17 protein-coding genes are annotated in these 17,514 nt (G+C 57.2%); 9 read left to right on the forward strand and 8 right to left on the reverse strand.

Features of this window, described 5'->3' with window-relative positions; all coding sequences use genetic code 11:
* The first annotated feature begins 561 nt into the window (after positions 1-561).
* Positions 562-765, forward strand: coding sequence for a heavy-metal-associated domain-containing protein (locus EX00_RS21695; protein WP_047462558.1), 204 nt, complete (start codon positions 562-564; stop codon positions 763-765).
* Positions 766-1,039: 274 nt separating this feature from the next.
* Here EX00_RS21695 and EX00_RS21700 read toward each other — a convergent pair whose 3' ends face one another.
* The gene (locus EX00_RS21700) at positions 1,040-2,512 is read right to left on the reverse strand and encodes a multicopper oxidase family protein (RefSeq protein WP_047462560.1); all 1,473 of its coding nucleotides are present in this window, start codon (positions 2,510-2,512) and stop codon (positions 1,040-1,042) included.
* A 634-nt stretch (positions 2,513-3,146) separates the two neighbouring features.
* On the opposite strand from EX00_RS21700, the gene EX00_RS21705 reads away from it, so the two are divergent.
* Complete coding sequence (locus EX00_RS21705; RefSeq protein ID WP_047462563.1) at positions 3,147-5,627, forward strand: heavy metal translocating P-type ATPase; 2,481 nt, start codon at positions 3,147-3,149, stop codon at positions 5,625-5,627.
* Between the two features lie 60 nt (positions 5,628-5,687).
* The gene (gene cueR, locus EX00_RS21710) at positions 5,688-6,155 is read left to right on the forward strand and encodes a Cu(I)-responsive transcriptional regulator (RefSeq protein ID WP_047462566.1); all 468 of its coding nucleotides are present in this window, start codon (positions 5,688-5,690) and stop codon (positions 6,153-6,155) included.
* Between the two features lie 140 nt (positions 6,156-6,295).
* Here cueR and EX00_RS21715 read toward each other — a convergent pair whose 3' ends face one another.
* Positions 6,296-6,835 (reverse strand): cytochrome c, encoded by a 540-nt coding sequence (locus tag EX00_RS21715; RefSeq protein ID WP_047462948.1) that lies wholly within the window; start codon positions 6,833-6,835, stop codon positions 6,296-6,298.
* A gap of 58 nt (positions 6,836-6,893) precedes the next feature.
* A complete protein-coding gene (locus EX00_RS21720; RefSeq protein ID WP_047462569.1) occupies positions 6,894-7,331 on the reverse strand; it encodes a YqaA family protein in 438 nt (145 codons plus the stop codon).
* Between the two features lie 770 nt (positions 7,332-8,101).
* On the opposite strand from EX00_RS21720, the gene EX00_RS21730 reads away from it, so the two are divergent.
* Complete coding sequence (locus tag EX00_RS21730; protein WP_047462574.1) at positions 8,102-8,539, forward strand: hypothetical protein; 438 nt, start codon at positions 8,102-8,104, stop codon at positions 8,537-8,539.
* Positions 8,540-8,648: 109 nt separating this feature from the next.
* On the opposite strand, the gene EX00_RS21735 is transcribed toward EX00_RS21730, so the two are convergent.
* The 5 genes from EX00_RS21735 to EX00_RS21755 form a co-directional block, all read right to left on the reverse strand.
* Positions 8,649-9,296, reverse strand: a complete 648-nt coding sequence (locus tag EX00_RS21735) for a hypothetical protein (RefSeq protein WP_047462576.1) — start codon at positions 9,294-9,296, stop codon at positions 8,649-8,651.
* A gap of 111 nt (positions 9,297-9,407) precedes the next feature.
* Positions 9,408-10,106, reverse strand: coding sequence for a DedA family protein (locus EX00_RS21740; protein WP_080761302.1), 699 nt, complete (start codon positions 10,104-10,106; stop codon positions 9,408-9,410).
* 109 nt (positions 10,107-10,215) lie between these two features.
* On the reverse strand, positions 10,216-10,506 hold the full coding sequence (locus tag EX00_RS21745) for a metal-sensing transcriptional repressor (RefSeq protein ID WP_015918122.1): 291 nt from the start codon (positions 10,504-10,506) through the stop codon (positions 10,216-10,218).
* A gap of 145 nt (positions 10,507-10,651) precedes the next feature.
* Positions 10,652-11,851 (reverse strand): nickel/cobalt efflux transporter, encoded by a 1,200-nt coding sequence (locus tag EX00_RS21750; protein ID WP_047462579.1) that lies wholly within the window; start codon positions 11,849-11,851, stop codon positions 10,652-10,654.
* 51 nt (positions 11,852-11,902) lie between these two features.
* The gene (locus EX00_RS21755) at positions 11,903-12,487 is read right to left on the reverse strand and encodes a GNAT family N-acetyltransferase (RefSeq protein ID WP_162184551.1); all 585 of its coding nucleotides are present in this window, start codon (positions 12,485-12,487) and stop codon (positions 11,903-11,905) included.
* 338 nt (positions 12,488-12,825) lie between these two features.
* Between EX00_RS21755 and EX00_RS21760 the strand changes: the two genes are divergently transcribed.
* From EX00_RS21760 to EX00_RS21780, 5 genes are read left to right on the forward strand one after another with little or no spacing between them, the layout of a single operon-like run.
* Positions 12,826-13,770, forward strand: a complete 945-nt coding sequence (locus EX00_RS21760) for an ABC transporter permease (RefSeq protein WP_047462582.1) — start codon at positions 12,826-12,828, stop codon at positions 13,768-13,770.
* 16 nt (positions 13,771-13,786) lie between these two features.
* A complete protein-coding gene (locus EX00_RS21765) occupies positions 13,787-14,641 on the forward strand; it encodes an ABC transporter permease (protein WP_162184552.1) in 855 nt (284 codons plus the stop codon).
* Positions 14,642-14,661: 20 nt separating this feature from the next.
* Positions 14,662-15,363 (forward strand): GntR family transcriptional regulator, encoded by a 702-nt coding sequence (locus EX00_RS21770; RefSeq protein WP_034521481.1) that lies wholly within the window; start codon positions 14,662-14,664, stop codon positions 15,361-15,363.
* 36 nt (positions 15,364-15,399) lie between these two features.
* Positions 15,400-16,458: an ABC transporter ATP-binding protein gene (locus EX00_RS21775; protein WP_015918128.1), complete on the forward strand. Its 1,059-nt coding sequence runs from the start codon at positions 15,400-15,402 to the stop codon at positions 16,456-16,458.
* Positions 16,455-17,483 carry an ABC transporter ATP-binding protein gene (locus EX00_RS21780; protein WP_047462589.1) on the forward strand — a complete coding sequence of 343 codons (1,029 nt, stop codon included), beginning with the start codon at positions 16,455-16,457 and terminating at the stop codon, positions 17,481-17,483. Before EX00_RS21775 ends, EX00_RS21780 begins: the two co-directional genes overlap by 4 nt.
* The last annotated feature ends 31 nt before the right edge of the window (positions 17,484-17,514 follow it).

Raw genomic sequence — 17,514 nt, forward strand, 5'->3', positions numbered from 1 at the left:
GAAAATAAAACTGCGATCGGATAAATCGGGCGAACCCTTCAAAATCGAGGGATGCTAAGTGTCAAAGTTTCCACGCAAAATGACGGCCAAGTAACAACTGGCGGTTTCGGCGGTGTTGAATTGCGTGCAAGATTCACCTGATTTGCCATCTCGCCATGACCCGGCGGCTGCAATGAAAATCAATGTTTTTCATTGCCTTGTCTCAAGCTTGGCCTAGTCGGCACCAAGCAGAAAACCGGGTCAATTCATGGCGGAATCCAACAGCCATGTCCATGCCAAGCATTGCATCCATTTGCATGATGCCCGAGGCCGCCATCGCGGTCTCTGCCATGCCGACACTCACGGGGCCAAGGACGACCCCGAGTATTGCGAAAACGCAAAGCAGACGTTGAATGGCGGCGGCGAATTTCATGCACCTATATTGGCATGCGGTTTTAGCCGACGGAAGCGGGCTCACGAAGATTTGTAATTCAGGGGCATGTGACAAAACGGCTTTGGGGCCTTGACCTTCCCATGGTGGGAAGCCCCACATGTCAGTGGTCACAAATTACGGAGACCACCATGTACGAGTTCGATATTCAGAATATGACCTGTGGTCATTGCGCAAGCACGGTTGAAAAGGCAATCAATGCTGCTGATCCGGAAGCCTCCGCCAGTATCGACCTTGGCGCCAAGACTGCCAAGGTCGAAACAAAGCTCGATCCGGTGGCAATCAATGCTGCTATCGAGAACGCTGGCTATCCCTCCAGCTTCAAGCAAATTTGATGCCCGGTGGCGGAGTGCTTTCAGCGCTCCGCCTGTAGCGTCCTCGTATTCGGCCGAATGCAAGTGGCTTGGTCTATTTCGTTTTCGACCAGGTCTCGGATCTCGACACCTCCTACTTTCCATACAGCGAGTTGGAAAAGAACCGCGAACCGATCGCTCGCTTTGGGTCCGGCTTGAAAGCGATACGGGCGATAGCAAGCTCCTTGACACGTTGATCACGGTCAAAAACGGATGCGCTCCAGGGGAGTAACCGGGGCGCATCTATCCGTGCACGTCAGGCCTCGTAGCCGACATATGTCATCATCCCGCTCACCATGTGGTAGAGATGATGGCAATGGAATGGCCAGTGGCCCGGATTGTGAGCGTCAAAGGCGATCGTGACCTGTGACATCATGGGAAGCAGCACGGTGTCTCGAAACGCCCCATTCGTCTTCTGGCCATTGATGCCAACCACCTGGAAGTGATGCCCGTGCAGGTGCATTGGATGGGACATCATCGACATGTTGCTGATCGCCATTTCGACGTGGTCTCCCGGAAACACGTTAAGAGGCGCGCCATCGATACTCCAGGTATATTTGGCCATATCGCCGGTGAGATTCACCTTAAAAGCCTTGTCGGCATGTCGATCCGCGACCGACTTCAATGGTCGCAGTCGCTGTTCGAGATCAAGCGTTAGCACGGGACCATCGGCCTCCCCGACTGTTGCGACTTTTGAGATTGTCGCGTCTGGGGTGGCCAAGATGATCCCGGTCCGTTGACGAGCGCCCTCGCGCAGGGCGAGGATCGGGAAAGCACCGCCCTCTTTTGGAATTTCCAGTCTGAGATCGAGACGCTGCCCCATGGAGACCGGGAACCGCGTGCCTTTGACTGGCTCAACGTCTTGACCATCGACGGCAATCAACGAAGCTTCGATTTGACCGGTATCGATGGCAAACGCCGTCGCCGCTGCTCCATTGATCAACCGGAGGCGGACCCGACCGCCCTTCTCGATCTTGAAGACTTCAGGATCGTCGAGGGTGCGGTCATTCGCGAGATACGCGTCATATTCGATGTCGTTAATGTCCATTGCACCCATCGACATTCCACCACCCATGTCCATCTTCATGGCACCGCCGCTCATATCCATTTTCATCATGCCGCCCATATCGTGGCCTGACATGTCCATTCCATCGCCGCTGTCGCTTTTTTTCAAACCAGCCAGCAGTTCCTCGGGAGACTTGAACGAGAAATCATGCAGCAGGACGACGACCTCTTGCTCGTCGCGTTGTTTGTCTTCAGCGGTGCGAACGATCAACGGGGCGGCCAGGAGGCTTTGTTCCTGCAGGGTATGGGCGTGCATCCAATGCGTTCCGCCCGCCCCTAAATGGAAATTATAGCGGCGAACTTCACCGGGCTTGATAGGCGCGGCCGGGTTATCGGGAACACCGTCCATTTCCCAAGGCGGGGTCAGTCCATGCCAGTGAATGAGCGTTGGGGCGTCGATCCGGCTCGTGAGTTCGACATCGAAGGTGGTGTCCGCCTCAAGGATCAGGCCTGACGAGCCATCGGGGCGCGTCAGGCCAAGGACATTTGCCGCCTTGCCGTTCACCTCAATCGTTCTCTTCACGATGTTGAGCTTTTGCGGGGAGCCGATGGGATGGATAACGGTGTTCGCTTCTGCTCGCGTAAGCTGAGGGTTGATTGTTGTGAGCGCCCCAAATGCGGCGGCTCCGGTCATCATCCGGGAAAGGAATTCTCGACGATACATGTGTGTGGTCCGGTTTCTATGTCGGCGCGCGGCCGATCAATGCTGTAAGGCGCGAAGCGCCAACGAAGAAACGTCAGACGTTCAAACGAGGTGGATCGAGCGCAGGCCGAACGGACTGTCCGGCCAATATTGTCGATCTCGCATCATACGTCACCGACCGGAAATCAAACCGAACGGCGGATATGGATGGGCCGGCGTTCGCGGCGCAAGTCGAGCAAATCGAGACGCAACACAAACCAGCAGCCAAGGGTGGTGAAGCTGGGTGTTTGTGAAAAGCTGTCACGTTGCCATGGCTGTCAGACACGAGTTGATGACTATCCGAAAGATGGTCGCAGTTTGCGGACGCATGTGACGTTGAGAACGGCGCAAACGCCATCGCGACGGCCAGCACGACCATCGCCAGCAATCGTGTCCAAGCCTCGTTCCTATTCATCAACGACATGTCGCCATTCTATTATGGACGTAGCACGACAGTAATCACGTTTACTTTATCGGCTTTGATCTGGGTCAAGCAATGCTCCGTCGGTTGGGCTGGCGGAGAAAATTTGGAGATGTCTTGCCCGGAGAAAAGGCTCTTGACCTTCCCATCGTGGGAAGGATTACATGTATGTGCAGTTCAATTAGGGATCGTCCCATGACTGCATTACCTCAAATCGAAAAATCCAACGTTTCGCCCATCCCGACCGAGTTCGGGATTGAAGGAATGTCCTGTGCATCGTGCGTCGTCCGCGTAGAGAAGGCGATCAAAGCCGTTCGCGGGGTCGACGCCGCATCCGTCAATCTGGCGACCGAACGAGCGACCGTCACCTTTAAGGATGCCGTCGATACGGTCGCAGTTTTACAGGCTATTGAAGGTGCCGGTTACGAAGCAAAGCTCCAAACGCAAGAACTGCTTATTGAGGGGATGACGTGCGCATCCTGTGTGTCGCGCGTTGAACGCGCTCTGAAAGCGATCCCTGGCGTGACCGAGGCCAATGTCAACCTGGCGACAGAAAAGGCAACGGTGCGCTTCGTCTCGGCAGCGACATCCGCCGAAGAATTGTCCGCAGCCATCCGCAATGCGGGCTATGAGGCAAAAGTCGCTGTCAACGTTGCTTCCGACGACCAAGACGCTCGACGGGATGTTGAAATTCGCTCGCTCGGTAGACAACTCCTTCTCTCCGCCGCTTTAACGCTGCCGTTGTTCATCGTGGAGATGGGCTCGCATTTCATTCCGGGTGTTCATGCGTTCATCATGGACACTATCGGCATGAACGAGAGTCTGTATGTTCAGTTCGTGCTGGCAACCATCGTTTTGTTTGGACCTGGACTCCGATTTTTCCGGAAGGGAGTACCAAACCTTCTGCGATGGGCTCCGGACATGAACTCGCTGGTCGTTCTCGGTACATCCGCCGCCTGGGCCTATTCAGTCGTCGCCACGTTTGCACCGACCGCTCTGCCCGCGGGAACAGTGAATGTCTACTACGAGGCTGCTGCTGTCATTGTGACCCTGATCCTTCTCGGTCGGTACCTTGAGGCTCGCGCGAAAGGCAAGACCAGCCAGGCAATCAAAAGGCTACTTGGTCTGCAGGCGAAGACGGCCTTCGTTGATCGTGGCGATGAGTTTGTGGAGATCCAGATCAGCGACGTGATCGTTGGCGATGTCATTCGCATCCGCCCGGGCGAAAAGGTGCCCGTCGACGGTATCGTCGTCTCGGGTGGTTCGTATGTCGATGAAGCCATGATCACGGGTGAGCCGGTCCCGGTTCTCAAGTCAGAGGATAGCGAGGTGGTCGGCGGCACTATCAACAAAACCGGCTCCTTCACGTTCCGGGCAACGAAGGTTGGAAGCGATACCCTGTTGGCCCAGATCATCAAGATGGTCGAGGCGGCTCAGGGGTCGAAGCTGCCGATACAAACCCTCGTCGACAAGGTGACCGGCTGGTTTGTTCCCGCCGTGATCTTGGCAGCAGCCCTGACGTTTGGCGCCTGGATGCTGCTTGGACCATCACCGGCCCTGAGCTTTGCATTGGTAAACGCCGTCGCCGTGCTGATTATCGCCTGTCCCTGCGCGATGGGATTGGCCACACCGACTTCGATCATGGTCGGTACCGGCCGGGCGGCTGAACTGGGAATCCTGTTCCGCAAGGGCGAGGCATTGCAGAGCTTGAGGGAGATCGAGATCATCGCCATAGACAAGACCGGTACTTTGACGAAAGGGAAACCGGAACTCACGGACTTTCGGGTTTCGCAGGCCTTCGACCATGACGCAGTGCTTTCCTGGGTCGCCAGCCTCGAAGCCCTTTCGGAGCACCCAATTGCGGAAGCAATCGTTGCCGCCGGAAAAGCGAATGGTCTTCCGACGTTGGAAGTCTCCGCGTTCGAGGCAACTCCGGGATTTGGTGTGAGCGGAATTGTCGCCGGTCACAAGGTTCTCGTCGGTGCCGACCGCGCTTTGGTTCGCGAAGGTATCAGTGTGACCAGCTTCGCAAGCATGGCAGCTGATCTCGGCCGCGAAGGCAAATCTCCGCTCTACGCTGCGGTTGATGGTCAGCTGGCGGCGATCATCGCGGTATCCGATCCAATCAAGGAAACAACGCCTGCCGCCATCGCAGCGCTGCACGCCCAAGGTCTGAAGGTAGCAATGATTACCGGCGACAATCGCCGCACGGCAGAGGCAATTGCCGCGAAATTGGGTATCGATCACGTTGTTGCGGAGGTGCTACCGGACGGCAAAGTCGAAGCCGTGAAACAACTTCGCAAAAATGGCCAGAAAGTTGCCTTTATCGGCGATGGCATCAACGACGCCCCTGCTCTATCCGAAGCTGACGTGGGCTTGGCGGTCGGTACGGGCACCGACATCGCCATCGAGAGTGCGGACGTCGTGCTGATGTCGGGCGATCTAACCGGTGTGGTCCGCGCTATCGCCTTGAGCCGGACAACGATCCAGAACATCAAGCAGAACCTGTTCTGGGCCTTTGCCTACAACGTCAGCCTCGTGCCGGTCGCGGCGGGTGTCCTGTATCCCGTCAATGGCACCCTGCTCTCGCCCATTTTCGCTGCGGGTGCGATGGCGATGTCCAGCGTTTTCGTCCTCGGAAACGCGCTTCGTCTGCGCCGCTACCAAGCCAACTGATGACAGAGCTGCACCAAGGGGTCCCCTCGATGCAGCTCCCTTGCAATGAGGAGAAATGAGATGAACATCGGACAAGCAGCGAAAACCAGCGGCGTGTCAGCGAAAATGATCCGGTACTATGAGCAGATCAAGCTGATCACGCCCGCGCATCGCACCGAATCCAGCTATCGCACCTACAGCGACAACGACATCCACACACTTCGCTTCATTCGTCGCGCTCGCGATCTCGGGTTTTCGGTGGAGCAGATGAAAACGTTGCTCGCTCTTTGGCGTGATCGATCACGGGCGAGCGCAGACGTCAAAAGCATCGCGTTGGAGCATATTGCCGAGCTTGAACGTAAAGCCGCTGCGATCCAGGCAATGACGAAAACATTGAAACATCTGGCCAATAACTGCCATGGTGACGAGCGCCCCGATTGTCCGATCATCGAGGAGATCGCGAACGCGGGCATGGCAGACGATGGCCTGCCTTCCATCAATGCTCGATTTGGCGTGAACGGCATGAGGACTGAACAATCTACCCGATAACCGCCGCAGGCTGGTATTCCTGTTGAAAAGACCGGCTAGCCCGCGACCGATTTTCACACCTCCGAGGGCAGTAAAGCTGCTCAATCGGCCGTTTGGCGAGACGTACGAGCCTGCGTCGTTTGGCCCGTAGATTCAACTTCTCAATCGGGCATTCTGTATCTCGAATGACACGTCGTACACGTTTGCAACATAAGGTGAAACGCATGCTCGGCCGGTAGGGAGGACAGTTGCGCCTCGCTCTGAACATGGATGCCGAGCGGTCCACCACCCATCGGCTCGCCTGGTTTCATACGCATGCTATCTGTCATTGGTCCCAGATTCTTGTCCGCGTCAGCGCCAAGAGCAGTGGCATAAGCATTCAAGTCATTCGCAAGGCTATCAAACCGCTCGCGTTCTTCGATAATGTTTGGTTTTGCCTTCGATCTGGGGTCGGCGGCCTCGTTTGCAAAATGGCCGATGAGGACGTCTCCAGATTTGTCGCGAATTGTCTCAGCTGCCCGCTTGAACTCTGCCGACGCGTATGTCGTCGGCTCCTTGAACATTCCTGAAATCGTTTTTGCGGCTGCGGCGATCGCCTTCATGTCGGCCTGCCTCAGCACGACGACGTCCTGTGCGGCTGTGACTGTCGGCCAAAGCACAAGGCTAAATATGACTGCATAAAATGAAAGGGCGGACTTCATTTTCATTGGTCTCGTTGTGGGAACAGTGACTTTGCTAATGGCTCGCGCGAGCGTTGCTTCAGCCGAATATCTTCAGAGTAACAAGAGCCAAGACAATGTACCGGCCGGTCTTGGCCACGAACACCAACGCCGTAAACGGCAGGAGCGGCTCTCGCAGGACGCCCGCCGCAACTGTGAGAGCGTCTCCGAATAGTGGCATCCAGGACAGCAGCAGCGACCACTTGCCGTACTTGCGGTACCAGCGGGATGATCGTTCGAGCGCTTTTACGCTGACGGGAAACCAGGACCTGTCCCGGAAGCGCTCGATTCCTCGGCCAAGAAACCAGTTGACGACACTTCCGAGCGTGTTGCCGACTGAGGCGACAGCTACGAGCGTAAACGGCGAAAACCTCTCCGTGAGTATGAGGCCAGCTAAAACGGCTTCCGACTGCATTGGAAAGATCGTGGCCGCCACAAATGCGGCCAGAAACAAACCGCCGAGAGCGGAAAAAGCCATTGTCGTTGATCCTTGCCCTACGCGGATTTGCACATTCTTGCTGATCTGAGGCTCAATAACAATTCCGGGAAAATTCCGTGGGGATTGTTTCAAAACCTAAATCTTTGCCCCAAAATCTTCGGATTTATGACCCTAGTGACAATTTGATTTTGCTGCTCCTTGGACGGTCTAATCGGAAATCAAGCGTAGTTGGGACATCCTACTTTGCCGTACATCGTATGAAGCTGTTGATCAGGCTGATTTTTCTTGCGCTCATCGCGGTCGCAACCTCGGTTCCGTGTGACGCCGCGACCGAGCACCGACAGCATGAACGAGCCGAGACAACCGCCTCGGCGACGGAAAAAGTCCTGATTATCAATGTACTGCCTCAACGAGGTTCGCGCACACACGATCATTTCGCGCAAGCGAACTTGCATTGCGACTCTGCCAGACTTCCGATTGCGAGCGTTGACATATCCATCAGGCGGCAAACCGAGAACACTTATTTCGTCCTGTTATCTTCGGATGGTCGTGGCTTGAGCGCCATGGTTGACGCCGAGCCGCCGCGTATTTCGCTGTAGGAACGATATCACAGGATGGTCGGCAAGCGGGATAACCGCAATGATTGTATTCATTACACACGCACGCCTCATATCTTCCTGCGAACCAGGGGCCAGGCCCGTTCGCCGCCATGGCCCTCACTTGCCTAAGTGCTCGCGCTAGCAATCGAAGTTATCTGCCGGGTCGCCAGATCGGCACAATTTCATCCGCAACCATTTGCGCATCTTCGGATGGCTCTGGCGACAAACCATCCAGTCTCCACCGACTACCCCCGCTTCGATCCTCTTTTAATTTTCTCCGCCAACGGCTCGTCTATCCCGCAGCAGAGCGAGGGGGACATACTCCTCGGCTCTGATGTCGACACGCAAGTGACACTGAGGACGACACCTTTCCCCACCGACGCCTTCATCGTCCCGGCCGCCTCAATGTCAGAAGAGGAAGCAGAAGAGAGCGTTCGCAAAAACGGATCGCTGCTCGCGGACAATGCGGATGCTGTCACAAACCTCGCCTATGTCGATCCGCGCCGTTTTGCGGACACCGACGATACTGATTTTTCGGAACGGCCGATGGCACGGATTGTGGAGGAGAACATGGGCAAGCTATCCATTCACGAGGAATTTCCCGACAGGGTGGCTCCTATCGTCGGACGCTTCCTCGCATCGATCTGAGGCCGTAGCAGGATCGCGCCAGCCAGAGGAACCGGGATTGCAATCACTCGGATCGCGATCCCGGCTTTCTCACGAAACGATGGGCGTCAAATGATGACCAACCGATTTATCAATTCGCCAGGAAAATCGGGATGCTGCGAACAAGCTCGCCGCCATCCTTTGCGATGGAAATACGGGCATAGACCGCATCCTTGATCTTACCTTCGACGATCAGCGTCTTTCCATTGCCTGGATCTTCGGTTTTGAGATTGCGGATCTGATAATCCTCCGCTTTCGGACCGATGGCCTGCACGACGACGGCTTCGGCTGGGGGCAGTTCGATCGGCGTCGCATCCTTCAGGAAAAAGAGCTCCCATGTGGTGGCGTCGATCGGCTTGATCTCCACCTGCAGGCTCTCGTCGAAAGTCGCCAAGGATCCACCATTCGGCCCCATCACGGCTTCGATCGGTGCAGCCCCCGGCAGAAAGGCTTCGCGCGTGTGGAAATGGGTTCCATGCCAGACCCGGACGCGCACACGGTAGGCACCATCGATCTGACCGCTGGCGACAACCGTGGATTCGCTTGGACCGGCGGCAATAGCAAGCGGGTAAATCTTGCCGGAGGCATCGATTGCATCCGCCTCGATCTCCTTCAGCGGCGGCGCTTTGTAGTCGGCTACACCCGCCTCACTGAAGATGATCTCCCACTTGTCTGAGGTCTTGCCAACGATATCGACCATTTGGCCGTGGCCCATATGGATGGAAGGCTGTTCGGACATCTCATGCTTTCCTTTCGAGGTTATGCCGACTGGCGGCGGTTCAAACTATACCGGCAACGCACCGGGATATAACCTATCCCTATGGATAGGATGATGATAAGCACGGAAAAATCAAGAATGACCGGGACAAGTTTCACTCCTGGCACCACAGCATTCATGGTGCGAGACGACCACTCGGCCATCACGCCTGCTGACAGTTGAAGAGATTTTCTTGACTATCACTCCACTAACAAGAACCAGGAAGAGCGAGATAGCCAACACCGCTGCTCCTCGCTCAAGATAACTGGCAGCATCGAGTTCCGACGCACCACGTCCCGCAAGCCAGCCCGGCAGCAACATTGCAACGCTCCAAACAACTGCCGAGGACACATTGGCAAGCTGAAACCGACGATGATCCATCGCCATCATTCCCGCGACAAGTGGAATGGTCGAGCGCACAGGACCGAGAAACCGGCCGAAAAATACCGAGGCGAATCCATATTTCCGAAAGAACAGACGTGTGCGGGCCAAACCCGATCTATACCGGTTGAGCGGCCATTTGCTGGCCGCGCCCGGCCCTATCCATCGCCCCATGCCGTAGGAAACGGCGTCGCCTAGAATTGCGCCGATGATCGCTCCTGCAACAACTGGCCCTGCCTCGATGGTCCCTGCCCCGATAAGCCCTCCCAGGATCACCATCAAAGCGGTCGCCGGGATGGCGAAGCCGATAATGACGAGAGACTCGCCAAAGGCGATAAAGGCTGCCACCAGACCCGCATAGGCTTGATGGTTATGGATGAAATCTCCCACACTCTCGACAAATTGCTCCATTGGAACTCTCCCGCAGATTGGCAAAATTTGCTGACGGATGACCATACAAACAAAACTGTAACGGTGATAACTCACGCGTTCCCGTTTTGATGGTGATGCAAATAGGAGGCTAAAGGTACTTGGTGATCGACTTGAACTCGTCGATCGACTTTCGCTCTTTGCGTGAAAGAGAACTGACGACATCCTCGAGGCAGTGATCGAGATGATCCTGAATGAGTGTCTTCTTCGCCTGCGTAATGGCCTTTTCGACCGCGGAAAGCTGCTGGGCGATATCGACGCAATCCCGACCATTTTCAATCATCTGCACGACGCTCCGAAGGTGTCCCTCGGCGCGCTTCAACCGCTTGGCGATTGCTTCATGATGATGATGGATGGTGTGGCCATCGTCGGATTCGGTCATGTCTTTTCGTAGTCCATGGTCCGATGTCTGGTCAAGCGGCGAGTTCAAGCTCTTTATCGATGCAAGCGTGGCAGTCATGGGGTGTTTCTCCTATTTTTATCGTTGTCGCGAACCAAGCCTGAACCGCGCCGCACAGCTCTACCCGTCACCGAACGGCGGCCACGACCTTGCCCTCGATATCCACAAGGCCGGCGGCGTTTTCCGCCGGCTCATGATGCGGGTTCATGATGCCGTTGACGCCGTGGTAGCCCATGTAGAGACCGACAAGTATGATAACGGCACTCGAAAAATAGGGAGCCCGCGCAGCAGCGGTCGAAAGCCAGGAGAACTTCTGTGTTGCCTTGCGAACACCGATTGCCGCGGCAGCGCCCACCGCGACCAGCGTAATCGCAAGACCGATCGAGAAGCAGAGCACAAGGACGGCACCAAGCGGAATTTTCTTCAGTTGCAGGCACAGAAGCAGAACCGTGATGGCCGCCGGGCAAGGGATAAGTCCACCGGTGAGACCGAAGAGGATAATCTGCCCTGTTGTCACCTGGCGATTGGCGAAGCGCTTGCGGATGTCGTTGGCGTGGGAGAGTGCATGCGCGTCCTGATAGCCTTCGGTCACAAGATTGACACCGCCGTCTTGCGTCTTGGCAGCCTCCGCCCCCTGAAGGAACGAGACGTCGTAATCATGCTCATGGTCGCCATGGTCGAGGCTGAGACGAGCCATGAAATCGTAGGGTTCGGCAATGGTCTCGACGGATTCGATGTAACCGTCGCGATCCACGAAGGTAAACTTCTGCTTCGTGCCATCCGGCCGTTCGGTCGAAAGAGTGACGTATTCGGCAGTCCAGTTGTCACCGCTCACAACCTTCAAGCGCCAGAAGGCCGGCTTGTCGGGCGTGATCTCCATCGACATGAAGCCATGGCCGGTATCAACGCGCTGCGCCGGGATCGCCTTGTCACGGGTCTTTTCCCATTCGGCGACATCGCGCTCATATTGCTTGGCCGAACGCTGTTCCCGCAATGTCTGGCGAAACATCCAGGCAGCGACGCCGATAATGATCACAGCCGAGACGAGCTGGAAGTATGGCTCGGCCGTTTCGGCATCGAGACCGGAGAAAAGGTACATGCCACCGAGCGCGATCGCCCAGACGACCATGGTATGGGAGAAGGTCGCAGCCAAGCCCAACATGACCGACTGGGCGACGGTACCGCGCACGGCAACGATGAAGGCAGCCATCATCGTCTTCGAATGACCCGGCTCCAGCCCATGAAGAGCACCGAGCAAGATGGCGCTTGGAATAAACAGCCAAGCGGCTCCGCCGCCCTGGGCAATCAATGAGCTAAAGGTTTCCATAAGCTTCTCCAGTCTTTGGTTCTAATTTCGTCGATGAATGATTGTGAGGCGCTAGGCGGTCGTCGCCTGCAGCAGGTGGTGGGTCAGGGGCTTGTCGAAATGGATGGTTTCACCGTCGTCGGCGATGGCGACATAGCCTCTGGATTTCCAGAAGCCGACGGTGGCCAAAGCATGGGAGCTGGCGTGCAGATACATGCGCTCATACCCCCTGCTCAACGCCCCATTGTCGCAAAGAATGGCGAGCTTCTTTCCCAACCCGCAACCTCGCATGTCCTTTCGCACATACTGCCGCCAGAGCGAGGCGATGCCGGTGCCATCCCCATAAAGATTGGAAAACAGCGCCGCGCAGTTGGGCTTCCAGCCCAGGTGCCGGATACCGGTCGTCGCCACGATGTCGCCCTGCCGGTTCTCGACAATCCAGAAGGCACCGCGATGGAGATCGCTGAAGTGATTACCGGCAGGCGGCAAGAGAAGGGAATCAAGGTCGCCATGCCAATCCGGGCGATAATCGAACCCATAGAATTCCTTGATGACATCAAGGCAGAATTGGCGCGCTCGGGCGCCCTTGCCACCGGCGCCAGCAAGGAGAGAGAGGCGCAAATCAGGTGAGAATTCAAGATCAGTCGCGTCAGTCATTTCAGTACCCATGAGAGATGGAGGGGCGAATACGCTGTCGTTCCTAGCATCCTATATCCTCTCTAGGGGGATAGGATCAAGTCATTTTCTGCTTTACGCCAACATTTCTATTGTTGACAATCATACAAAGGTGAATCCATGATGATATGCCATCCAGGGGGATAGCATAAGAAGGCTGATTAGATGGAAAACTCCGCAACAAGCCTTACTCATTTCTCGCCCGATACCGCCGGCCTGTCGCTCGGCGATCTGAGGTCATGGCAACAAGCCTTGATCCGCTTTTGTGCGGGCCGTCCATCGCATGACCTGTTAAGATAATCGGAGGCGAGACAAGGACGATGACGAAAACCCTGCTTCAGCGTCTTGCTTTCCTCTGCGCCACCGCGCTCGCCGTCTCCATTCTTGCTTTTCTTGTTCCGTATATGAGCGGCGGAGATCCGGTTCGTACCATCCTGCAATCGCGGGTCGGCGACCTCGCCGTCGATCAGGACGCCGTCGGGGCATTGCGCATCAGGCTTGGCCTCGACAGGCCTCTCTACGAACAATATGGAATCTGGCTGGCCGACGCGGTGCACGGCGATCTTGGCGTCTCCTTTGCCAACAAGATGCCGGTGGCACACGAAGTTGCCCGCGCACTCGGCGTCTCCGCCACGTTGGCAGCCGTTTCGCTGGCCTTTGCCCTTATTGTGGCGTTTCCTCTCGGCACGCTAAGCGCCATGCGGCCAGGCGGCCGTTTCGATACAGTCGCAACCTTTGTCACCCAGACCTTCGTTGCCGTCCCGGAATATTGGATGGCACCGATGGCGATCCTATTGTGTTCGCTTCATCTCGGCCTCCTTCCCTCGGCCGGTTGGCGCGGATGGTCTTGCGTGATCATGCCGGCGCTCGTGCTGTCCCTGCGACCGATGGCCTATTTCACACGGGTCACCCGCGCTGCCATGATCGACGTACTCGGCGCGCCCTACATCACGGCCGCATTGTCGCGCGGGCTCAACATGCGCCAGACCGTGGTCCATCACGGCGTGCGAAACGGCATCATGCCGGTCCTCACTCTTTTCGCGATGTGGCTGGCCGGGCTCCTTGGCGGATCGGTGGTGGTGGAGGTGATCTTCTCCATCCCAGGCATGGGTCGCCTGCTCTACGAGGCGGTGATCAACAAGGACATTCCGATGTTGCAAGGCGGCTTTGTCTGCATCGTCGTGCTGTCCATCGTGATCACCACGGTCACCGACATCCTCCATATGTTCATCAACCCCGCCGTGAGGGTCGGTCATGCCCACTAGCTTTAATCCCGCTCTCATGTTGCGGTGGTCGGAACGCCGGATGCGACCTAGACTGACGGTGCTTCGCTTTGTACGGGGTCGCCATTGGACGCTGGTCGTGGGAACCACAATGTTCTGCGTCATCGCGACGCTTCTGGTTCTAGGCCCATGGATCGCTCCCCACGATCCAGCAACACAGAGCCTTTTGAAACGACTGAAGCCACCGAGCACAACCTATTGGCTCGGCACCGACGAACTTGGACGAGATCTCCTCAGTCGGATTCTCACCGGCGGTCAATTTGCCGTCGCGATCTCGGCGGTAACGCTTTTCCTATGTGTGACGATTGGTATGACGGTGGGCATGATCAGCGCCAGGGTTGGAGGGTGGCTGGACGAGCTTCTCATGCGGATCGTCGATCTGCTCCTGTCCTTCCCGGATGTCATCATTGCCATGTTTATGGTGGCGATTTTCGGAGCCGGTTATACGACGCTGATCATCTCGCTCACGGTCATTGGATGGGCTCCGTTTGCCCGCCTCGCCCGCAGTCTATCCCTGGTCATCAATACCCGTGATTATATCGCCGCAGCGGAAGTGCTCGGCTGCCGGCCGAGTTTCATCCTGGTTCGGCATGTCCTTCCGAACGTCTTCCGGCCGATCGCCGCAATCACCTTTCTGCGCTTCGGCCACAAGCTGATTACGGTCGGCGGACTGTCCTATCTGGGTCTTGGCGTCCAACCACCTCATGCCGACTGGGCACTGATGATGGCGTCTGCCCAGAACTATTTCGACCGAGTGCCTCTTCTCGTTATCGCCCCAGGGCTTGCAATTTTTCTGACCGCTCTTTCCGTCACATGGATTGGTCAGGGCTTGGAAAGGCACAAGAAATCATGACGAAATCCAAGGAGCCTCATATGGCGAAATCAAAAAGTAGTGACGTCAAGTTGCCTCGTTACAGCCTGGCAGCCCAAGTCGCTGAACAGGTTCGCAATGGCGTCCTCGATGGGACGTTTCCATTGGGATCGCAGTTGAACGAGGCAGACCTTGCCGAGCGCTTCGGCGTCAGTCGCGGACCCGTTCGCGAGGCTCTTGCGCGCCTGGTGCAGGAAGGCCTCGCCAACAGCCTTCCACATCGTGGTGTCTTCGTGCCGGACCTGACGGAGAGCGATGTCATCGACATCTATCTGGTGCGCCAGCCGCTGGAGCTCACCGCCATGGAAAAAGTCATGGCAAGACAAGAACGGCGAATGCCGCTGCACAAGGAGCTCAGCGCAATTGCCAACCGCATGGAGCGCGCCCGCATGAGCCGGAACTGGCCGCTCATCGCGGAACTCGACATGCAGTTTCATCGCACGTTGGTGGAGGCTGCAGAGAGCCCTCGGCTATCGCGCGTCTATGCCACCGTGCAGGCCGAAACGAAGCTCTGCCTGCACAAGCTGATGGGCGGCTACAGCGGCAACGACGCGCTTGTCCGGGAGCATCAGTTGCTGGCCGACCTCATGCTCTCCGGTACGCTCGAGGCGGCGCTTGCCGAGTTGCGCCGGCACTTCGGGAACCCCGTCGAAACGATGCGCAAGGCAATTCAGGCAAGGAAGGACGTCGCTTCAGCCGCATAAGTCCGCAGTTCTCAATCATAAAAAGGGGAAAATTGCATGACATGCCAGACCTGCGACAACAATGCTCCTGCGATGGGCGAGAGACATCCCATTCTTTCTGTGCGCGATCTGACGGTGCGGTTCGCCGGCGTTGACCAACCGATCCTGGATCGTGTCAGTTTCGATGTCGGCAAGGGAGAGGTAGTCGCGCTCGTCGGAGAATCGGGTTCCGGTAAGAGCGTGACAGCGCTCTCCATCATGCGGCTGTTGCCTCCAGGCGCGACGGTCAGTGCGACTGCCATCGATTTCTCCGGACAGGACTTGCTAAACCTGTCGGCCAGTGAGTTCGATCATCTCAGAGGCGGGCGCCTGTCCATGCTGTTCCAGCAACCTCAAGCCATGCTCGATCCCACATCCAGGGTGGGCGTGCAGGTTGGAGAGCCGCTCCACTACCACAATGGCATCCACGGACGCGAGAACCGCCGCCAGGTCGTGGAACTGCTCGCTGAAGTCGGAATTCCCGATCCGTCGGCACGAGCCGATTGCTATTCCTTCGAACTCTCCGGCGGCATGGCCCAGAGGGTGATGATGGCAGCGGCGCTCAGTGCCAGTCCCGAACTCTTGATTGCCGACGAACCGACGACCGCCCTCGATGTCACCGTTCAAGCGCAGATCCTGCGGCTTCTCGATGCCGAGCGGCGGCGGCGGCGACTTGCCGTGCTGCTGATCACCCACGATCTTTCTGTCGTGTCAGCGGTGGCAGATCGTATTATCGTCATGTATGCCGGGCGCATCGTTGAGGAAGGACCGGCAGCACGAGTCCTGAAGCAACCGTCCCATCCCTATACGCAGGCGCTCATCCGCTGCTCTCTTTTTCAGACCGACGCGCAGGGAAAGCTTTTCTCCCTCCCCCATGGTGCCGTCCATGCGCGGGATCTCACGGCGGGCTGCCGCTTCCATCCCCGTTGCCCTGTGGCACAGGCACACGGCTGTCTCGATCATTGCGTCATCGAGGAGCCACATCTTTGCGAAACCGGCACCGACTGCGGCTGCAAGGCCCGTTGCTGGGCAACCAGCAGCGAGCACCACGATGTCTGCGAAGGGGTTCCAGTATGAAGCCGCGTGTCGCTGACTCCGACTTTGTCATCGTCGAAGGATTAACGAAGCACTATCTCTTGTCCGGCAGGCGGCTGGTCCGCTCCGTCGATAGTGTCAGCTTCTCGATCCGCCATGGCGAGGTCCTTGGTCTTGTCGGAGAATCTGGCTGTGGCAAGAGCACGATTGCCCGCTTGCTCATGCGCCTGACACCACCAACGTCCGGACGGGTGAAGGTCGATGGGCGTGACGTCCTGGCATTACAAGGCGAAGAACTCCGCAAGATGCGCCGCACCATGCAGCTTGTCTTCCAGGATCCCTATTCGGCGCTCGACCCATCCATGACGATCGGCCAGAGCATGATCGCGCCGCTGATGCAGCATGCTCTCCATATGCCTGGGGATTGCAAGGCCAAGGTCCTGGACATGCTGCGCGAGGTTGGTCTTACGGATGCGTTCTACGATCGCTATCCCCATCAATGCTCCGGCGGGCAGTTGCAACGCGTCGGGATCGGGCGAGCGCTGCTTCTGCGTCCGGAGTTCCTGGTTTGCGACGAACCGACCTCGGCGCTGGACTCCTCCATGCGCACGCAGATCCTCAACCTTCTGTCGGAACTAAGGATTCGGCTGCGCCTCACCATACTGATGATCACCCATGATTTGCGGCTCGTATCGCGCTTCTGCGATCGCATCGCGGTGATGTATCTCGGCCAGATCGTCGAGATAGCACCTGCGGCCGACCTCTTCGCCAATCCGCAACATCCCTATACGCGGGCCTTGATCGCGTCCTCTCTCCTCGACGAACACGGATTGGAGGAGACGATCGACACGTTGCACGGCGAGCCGCCGAGCCCGCTCAATCCGCCGAGCGGATGTAGACTGCGAACCCGATGCGCTCATGCCGACAGCCGATGCGAGCAAGCCGAGCCCATGCTGCGCAGCATCATGGAAGACGAAGGCACGCGACACTTCGTGCGTTGCCATCATTTCGAACGGATCGCCGCAATCCGCGTGACGCAAGCTGCGCCAGCGATGGCTGCCGGCTGAGCCTTGTCATCCGGCTCTTTATTCCAAAACT

Source organism: Martinezella rhizogenes, assembly GCF_000799715.1.
Taxonomy (GTDB): domain Bacteria; phylum Pseudomonadota; class Alphaproteobacteria; order Rhizobiales; family Rhizobiaceae; genus Rhizobium; species Rhizobium rhizogenes_C.